This window comes from Flavobacterium sp. UBA4854 (genome assembly GCF_002399805.1).
In the GTDB taxonomy this organism is placed as follows: Bacteria; Bacteroidota; Bacteroidia; order Flavobacteriales; family Flavobacteriaceae; genus Flavobacterium; species Flavobacterium ginsengisoli.
This window is the reverse complement of record NZ_DHEI01000080.1, coordinates 72,017-78,931: the sequence shown is the minus strand read 5'-3', so window position 1 is coordinate 78,931 and position 6,915 is coordinate 72,017. Positions and strand designations below refer to the sequence as shown.

Sequence of the window (6,915 nt, the reverse complement as noted above, 5' to 3'; positions counted from 1 at the left end):
CTATCGGGATTAGGACAAGTGCAGCAGAAAGTATGTACAGGTAATGCTGTAGTGAAACCAGGTAAACTCTATGCGGTGAAATACCAAGTATATCGGCATTTAAGGGCTTCTCGTTCGTTGCCGAAGGGTAGGTAGATTGAGTCCAGTAGTAATGCTGGATCTAGATAAATGATAAGGTATTGTTTTGTTGTAAAATAAGACAAGAACAGAATCCGGCTTACAGGTCTGCATTTTTTATATATTTGTGAAACTATCTAACTCGTTTTCATGAATACTGCCACTCCAAATCCTTCTTCGCAATCTAAAAAAAGCCTTTTTAAAGCTGTTGTAACCAATCTTACATTTTGGGTTTTAATTGCCATTGTTTCTGGTATCTTGTTAGGGCATTTTTCTCCTGCAAATGGTGTGAAAATGGAATTTCTAGGCAAAAAATTTATTGAGTTAATTTCTCTTTTTATTGGACCAATTATTTTCTTGACCATCGTTTTGGGAATCTCTGGAATGGGAAATCTAAAAAAAGTGGGGCGAATTGGCGTAAAAGCTTTAACTTATTTTGAAGTAGTTTCTACAGTCGCTCTTGCAATTGGAGTTGCTGTTGCTTATATATTTAAACCTGGAAAAATTGATAAATCGGGTTTGACATTTGGGGATGCAAGCCAATATACAAATGGAGCAGCGAAGGATTTTTCTTGGTTGCAATTTTTCTTATCCAATTTTACTTTACAGGTTCTACTAGCCGCTATTATTTGCGGAATTGCTTTAAATTTTTATCAAAAAAGGGAGCAAACCATTTTGGTTTTAGAACGATTCTCAAAAGTGGTTTTCTTTTGCTTAAAATATGTAATGTATCTTGCTCCAATTGGTGCTTTTGGCGGAATGGCTTACACCATTGGTAAATTTGGCTTAGCAACTTTGATTCCGCTTGGAAAGTTGATGCTTTGCGTTTATTTGACAATGGCGCTTTTTGTCTTTTTTGTTCTAGGAAGCATCTTGAGATATTATAAAATAAATATTCTTTCTATTTTAAAATATATTAAAGAAGAACTTTTACTAGTGTTAGGAACTTCATCTTCTGAAGCGGCTTTACCAAGTATTATGGTAAAATTGGAAAGAATGGGCTGCAGTAAATCGGTTGTAGGATTGGTGATTCCGACTGGATATTCTTTTAATCTCGACGGAACTTCGATTTATCTTTCAATGTCGGTACTGTTTATTGCACAATTGTATGATGTTCATTTGAGCTTTTTCGAAATTATGACCGTTATCGGAATTTTGATGATTACTTCGAAAGGCGCGGCAGGCGTAACAGGAAGCGGATTTATTGTTTTAGCATCAACCTTAACAGCTTTGCATAAAATTCCAGTTGAAGGATTAGCATTTTTGCTGGGCGTAGATAAATTTATGAGTGAAGCCAGAGCGATTACCAACTTAATCGGAAACACGGTCGCAACCATAATAATATCTAAAACAGAAAGAGATTTTACAGAATTAAATCTTGATTCTGTTTCGGAATGATTTGCCACAAAGTCGCAGAGTCGCAAAGTTTTAAAAATTAATAAAACTCTTTGCGACTCTACGCCTTTGTGAGATTAAAAAACTTTGTGCCTTAGTGTCTTCGTGGCAAAATAAAAAAAACTAAGATTCGTCTTTCGTTGTTCGCACCAAACTTATGCCCGATGTAAAAAATACGATTCCGAGTATGCCATAAATAATAAGCGATTTTATATCTCTAGTTTCTCCAGAAGTGCCGGCAAAAATAACCGCAGTATAAATAAGTCCTATAATTCCGAGGATTGTAAGCAATCCGCCGAAAAATCTTTTTAGGTTCATGATTGTTAGATTTAAAAGTTCTTTAACAAAGTTAAATTTCAATAAGTTAATTGTTGTTATACAATTGTTTATGGAAAATTACATGATTTGCAGTGTTATAAAATCTTATTTTTATCTGTAAGAAAATAATTTTTCTTTTAGTAGGATAATATGCTTTTAATACTATTTTTGCTGCAACCAATTAATAACTAACCATGACAAAAAACTACTTGTTTTTATTTTTTTCCGTTCTTTTAATTAATGTTGCAAATGCCCAAGAAGAGGCACCAGTTTCTGTAACTAAAAATCAATTTAAGATTAATCTTTTATTGTCTCCAGGATTTGTTTACGAACATGCATTTTCTCCAAAGAACACGCTTTATTCAGAAGCAAGTTTACTTGTTGGTTATAGAAGCAATAGTGTATACGATGAGTCCACTTGGTATTTTATTCCAAGAATTACAGAACAATTTAGACATTACTATAATTTAGAGAAAAGAGCACAAAAAGGAAAAAGAACAGCAAATAATTCTGGAAACTTTTTCGCATTACATACAAACTATGATTTTCAATCTATTTCGACAAATAAATGGTTTAACGAATATATCCCTTCTTTTTCTGCTGGACCAGTTTGGGGACTCCAACGTACTTACAAAGGGAAATTTAATATGGATTTTAATATAGGTGGCGGAATACTTGTAGATAAATGTAAAACTGAATTTACTCCGATTGCTAATTTCAGTTTAGGCTGGGTTATTGGAAAATAAATCTTAATTCAAAATAGAAAAACCTTGATCTCTCAAGGTTTTTCTATTTTGAATTCTAAGCCAATATTTCGAACACTTTCAATCTTAATTTTTGGATCTGAATTGAAATATTTTCTCAATCTACTGATAAAAACATCCATACTTCTTCCTGAGAAATAATCGTCTTTTTTCCAAACCGACATTAAAATTTGATCTCTTTTTAGTAACTGATTATGATTGAGATATAAATATTCAATAAGGGAAGCTTCCATTTCTGTTAGCTGCTGAACATGATTTTTATTGTTAAGCGTTAAACGTTCATTGTCAAAAATATAAGAACCAATTTCAATTATATTATTTCCGTCTAGGCTTCTTTTTTGCTCGATTCTCTTTAGAATATTCTGTAAACGAAGAACCAGTTCGTCAACTTCGAAAGGTTTTGCGATGTAGTCGTCTGCACCAAGTTTTAAACCAATGATTTTATCTTCTTTTAGCTTTCTCGCCGTTAAAAAAATAAATGGAATTTCAGGATTGATAGTAATTATCTTTTCAGCCAATGAAAATCCGTCCATTTTGGGCATCATTACATCAAAAATACAAATGTCAAAAGGCTGATTTTTAAAAAAATCTAGAGCTATTTCGCCGTTTTCTGCCCAAATTACTTCAAACTGATGCAGTTCTAAATATTGTTTTAAAATCGCCGCAAAGTCAAAATCGTCTTCGGCTAAGAGTAATCTTTTCAAAATAAGGGAATTAAACTTTTAATAAAATAGTAAACTGAGTTCCTTTGCCTAAATCGCTAATAACGTTTACAGAACCTTGATGTGCTTTTACAATTTGATCAACATAATACAATCCTAAACCTAAGCCTTTTGTATTGTGAAGGTTTCCTTGCTCTACACGATAAAATTTCTCAAAAAGAAACGCTTGTTTGTTTTTGGCAATGCCAATTCCGTCATCTTCAAAACTAATTGAGAATTGTTTTTCGACAATTTTTGTTTTCACTGTAATCGTGTTAGAACCATATTTTACAGCATTTTCTAGAACATTTAAAAAAGCAGTTGTCAAATGAAATTTATCCAAAACCAAGATAGTTTTCTCTGTTTGAAAATCGGTTCTAAGAATGATTTTTGGAAAAGTAATTTTAAAGTCATTTACAATAGAAAGCAGAAAATCTTCAGCGTCTATTTTTTCTTTCTGTAATTCAATTTCGTTTTCAGCCAACGAATTTGCCATAACCTGATCAATCAAATTCTGAAGGCGATTGTTTTGGCGCGAAATGGTATTTACAATCGAATTGAAATTTTCATCGTTGTCACGAATGTTTTTTTGAGCTAAAATTTTTGTCGAAATTCCTAAAGTTGCCAATGGAGTTTTTAGCTCGTGCGTAATATTATTGATGAAATCAGTTTTAACGTCGCTTACTTTTTTCTGTTTAATTAAAGCTCTAATCGCAATTACAAACAAACCAATTAATGTTGCAATCGAGAACAAAGAAAGAATCAGGATAAACGTCATTCGTCTTAAAATAATCATTTCCCAATCAATTACAGAAACATACATCGAATCTTCTGTCAACAATTTATATTCCTCATTTTCAAAAGTGCCATTTGTTGTTCCAACATAACTTCTTACTAAAAAAGCATGATTTAATGAAGCCAGATTTCCATACAATTTATTTTGTATAAAAGGCTTTTCAGAAAAAATAGTATCAGTTTCTTGTTCGTTTTTGTAAAGAATAAATTTGTTTAGAACAATGGCAAAATCAATTTTAAAATCGGGTAAATCTTTCTCAAGTTTTCGCTTGATTTTTTGAGTGATTATGTTTTGAAATGGAGTATTCAAAACGCCATTTTTAATATCTAGTCTGCTTTTTTTTCCTTTCATGTATTTTTCTGAAAGGCTTTTGTAAAGCATCTCTTGTCTAGAAACCAAAGCCGAATCTATGTCGCTGTAATTATTGGTAATTGCGCCAATTTCGTTTTTAATCTGCGTATGAAACTGAGCTACTTTATACTCGTAAGCGGTCTTTACCAAATAGAATTGAACTGTCATAAGCACAAATAGTGCTACGACAGAAAACCCGATTAGTAAATTGATTCTTTGCTTCATATTGGTTTGAAATGATGTCTCAAAAATACAGTTTTTAAGAAACAAATAGCAGATTAACCTTGCATTAACCTACGATTAACTTTCAGAACTATGTTTTCAAAGCATTTTTGCAGCAACGCTAACCAATTTAAATTTTAAAATGAATTTATATCTGCCATTAAAACTACTTATTAGCATTTTACTTTTTTGCCTTTCATTTTTTGCGAATGCTCAAACTCAGAATGAAACAACTAAAGATTCGATTTCAAATCAATTGAATGAAGTTGTAATCAGTCGGGAGAAAAAAACGATTACTAATTTAAACGGAAATATAAAAGTTGATGTTGCTAATTCAGTTTACAGTACCATTCCAAATCCAATCGATCTGCTATCAAAACTACCATCGGTTCAAATAAGCAGCGATCGCGAAAACATTTCGATTGTCGGAAAAGGAAATCCGCTGATTTATATTGACGGTCAAAAAGGAACTATAAACGATTTAAATGCTTTATCTGTTGCCGATATTAAAACAATAGAAATCATTAAAAATCCGTCTTCTAAATACGAGGCAGAAGGTCGTGCGGTAATTTTGATTACTAGAAAATGGAGTAAAAAGGACAGTTTTAAAACTGAAATTTCTGAAGTAGCTTCATTTAAAAGAAACTACAATAATTATTTAGGTTTTAATTCTAGTTTTAAAAAAGATAAATTAGAATGGAAAGCTAATTTTAATTACAATCGACGAAATCCGTGGGAAAATCATAGTTTGGAATATGAGATGCCAAAGGCTTCAATAATTTCCAATTATGATGTGACGGCAAATTCTAATGTAAAGGAATATGTTTTTGGAGGAAGTGTGTTTTATAAAATAAACGAAGACGATTATTTGTCTGTTAATATAAACGGTAAAATGCGAAACGATACTTTCGATATTAATACGTTTACTTTTAATCAAAACCAGAATCAGATAAACAACATTCTTACGTTTAGCGAAAATTCGAGTTCAAAGAATTTTATCAATTCGTTCATCAATTATTCAAAGAAAATAAAAGCTATTGACACCAAGATGTTTGTTGGTTTTCAAGGCTCCAATTACAATCAGCATTTATTAAGTTTAGTGCAAAATAATTTTAATGACACTGCTTTTGAATTTTCGCAAAATCGCGATCAGAAATTTAATGTTGATGTTCTTTCTGGAAGAATCGATTTGGAGAAAAAATTTAAAAACGACTTGAATTGGGAGTATGGCGCACTTTATTTGGCTGCCAAATCCAAATCAGATTATGATGTTTTCGACTATGAAAATAATCAAAGTACAACTTTTGAGTATTATTTTAAAGAAGCAAATTCTGCAGCGTATTCTCAGCTTTCAGGAAAGATTAAAAAAGTCAATTTTTCAGTAGGACTAAGAGTTGAAAATACCAATGTAACCGGAAAGTATAGTAATGAAAGTAGTAATTTGGTAGATAGGAATTACACTAATCTTTTTCCGAAAGCGCAATTTTCATTTTCGCTAGACAGTGTAAAAAGTATAAATGTGGATTATTCTAAAAGTATTTCCAGACCTAATTATTCTTCATTAAGTATGATTGCAGCCTACATAAATCCATATTTTATTTATGGAAACAATATCAATTTAGGGCCAACATTTATGGATGTGCTTTCAGCTACTTTTCAATATCAGGACAAATCTGTAAAGCTGACTTTTTATGAGAATAAAAATCCTATTTACCAAGATTTTGTATTTGATAAAGAGACAAATGTGATGACTTTTACATCAAAAAACTTTAAAAAAGAATCGGGTTATAATATTGAGTTTACATTGCCTTTTAAATATAAATTTTGGGAAAACACCAATTCTTTAATTTTTGCAACCAATAAAATTGAAGATGATTTGGCTTTGTTCAATTCTTCCAAGACGTATTTGTATTATTATTCCAATAATACTTTTAACCTCCCAAAAGATTTCACATTTGTTCTTTCTTTTTGGGGATCTACCAAACAAAAAGAAGGCGTTTTTGAGCGTGGCGCGATGCTGATTTTTGATCTTTCTTTGGCAAAGAAACTTGGCAAAAACTGGAATTGTGTTTTGAGTTATAATGATCTGTTTAAAAATATGATTTATACCGAAAAATTTACGATCAACGCTATTAGTTCAAAAGTGCGATATTTGGGTGATGCAAACGAAATTTCTATTGCTGTTCGATATTCTTTCGGGAAAGTAAAAGATTCTGAATTTAAGCAAAAGAGCGTAAATGAAAGCGAAAAT

6 protein-coding genes are annotated in these 6,915 nt (G+C 31.4%); 3 read left to right on the top strand and 3 right to left on the bottom strand.

The window, feature by feature from the left end:
• Positions 1-267 precede the first annotated feature (267 nt).
• Positions 268-1,515, top strand: coding sequence for a cation:dicarboxylate symporter family transporter (locus B3J44_RS11245; protein ID WP_286968529.1), 1,248 nt, complete (start codon positions 268-270; stop codon positions 1,513-1,515).
• A 120-nt stretch (positions 1,516-1,635) separates the two neighbouring features.
• Here the strand turns inward: B3J44_RS11245 and B3J44_RS11240 are convergent, their stop codons facing one another.
• Complete coding sequence (locus B3J44_RS11240) at positions 1,636-1,830, bottom strand: hypothetical protein (RefSeq protein ID WP_111377225.1); 195 nt, start codon at positions 1,828-1,830, stop codon at positions 1,636-1,638.
• A gap of 194 nt (positions 1,831-2,024) precedes the next feature.
• Between B3J44_RS11240 and B3J44_RS11235 the strand changes: the two genes are divergently transcribed.
• Positions 2,025-2,576, top strand: coding sequence for a hypothetical protein (locus B3J44_RS11235; RefSeq protein WP_286968528.1), 552 nt, complete (start codon positions 2,025-2,027; stop codon positions 2,574-2,576).
• Between the two features lie 32 nt (positions 2,577-2,608).
• On the opposite strand, the gene B3J44_RS11230 is transcribed toward B3J44_RS11235, so the two are convergent.
• Entirely contained in the window at positions 2,609-3,298 is a 690-nt protein-coding gene (locus B3J44_RS11230; RefSeq protein WP_198856261.1) for a response regulator transcription factor, read from the bottom strand.
• Positions 3,299-3,308: 10 nt separating this feature from the next.
• Complete coding sequence (locus B3J44_RS11225) at positions 3,309-4,667, bottom strand: sensor histidine kinase (RefSeq protein ID WP_286968527.1); 1,359 nt, start codon at positions 4,665-4,667, stop codon at positions 3,309-3,311.
• A gap of 139 nt (positions 4,668-4,806) precedes the next feature.
• Between B3J44_RS11225 and B3J44_RS11220 the strand changes: the two genes are divergently transcribed.
• The coding region (locus B3J44_RS11220) for a TonB-dependent receptor domain-containing protein (RefSeq protein ID WP_286968526.1) at positions 4,807-6,915 on the top strand (2,109 nt) is incomplete at its 3' end.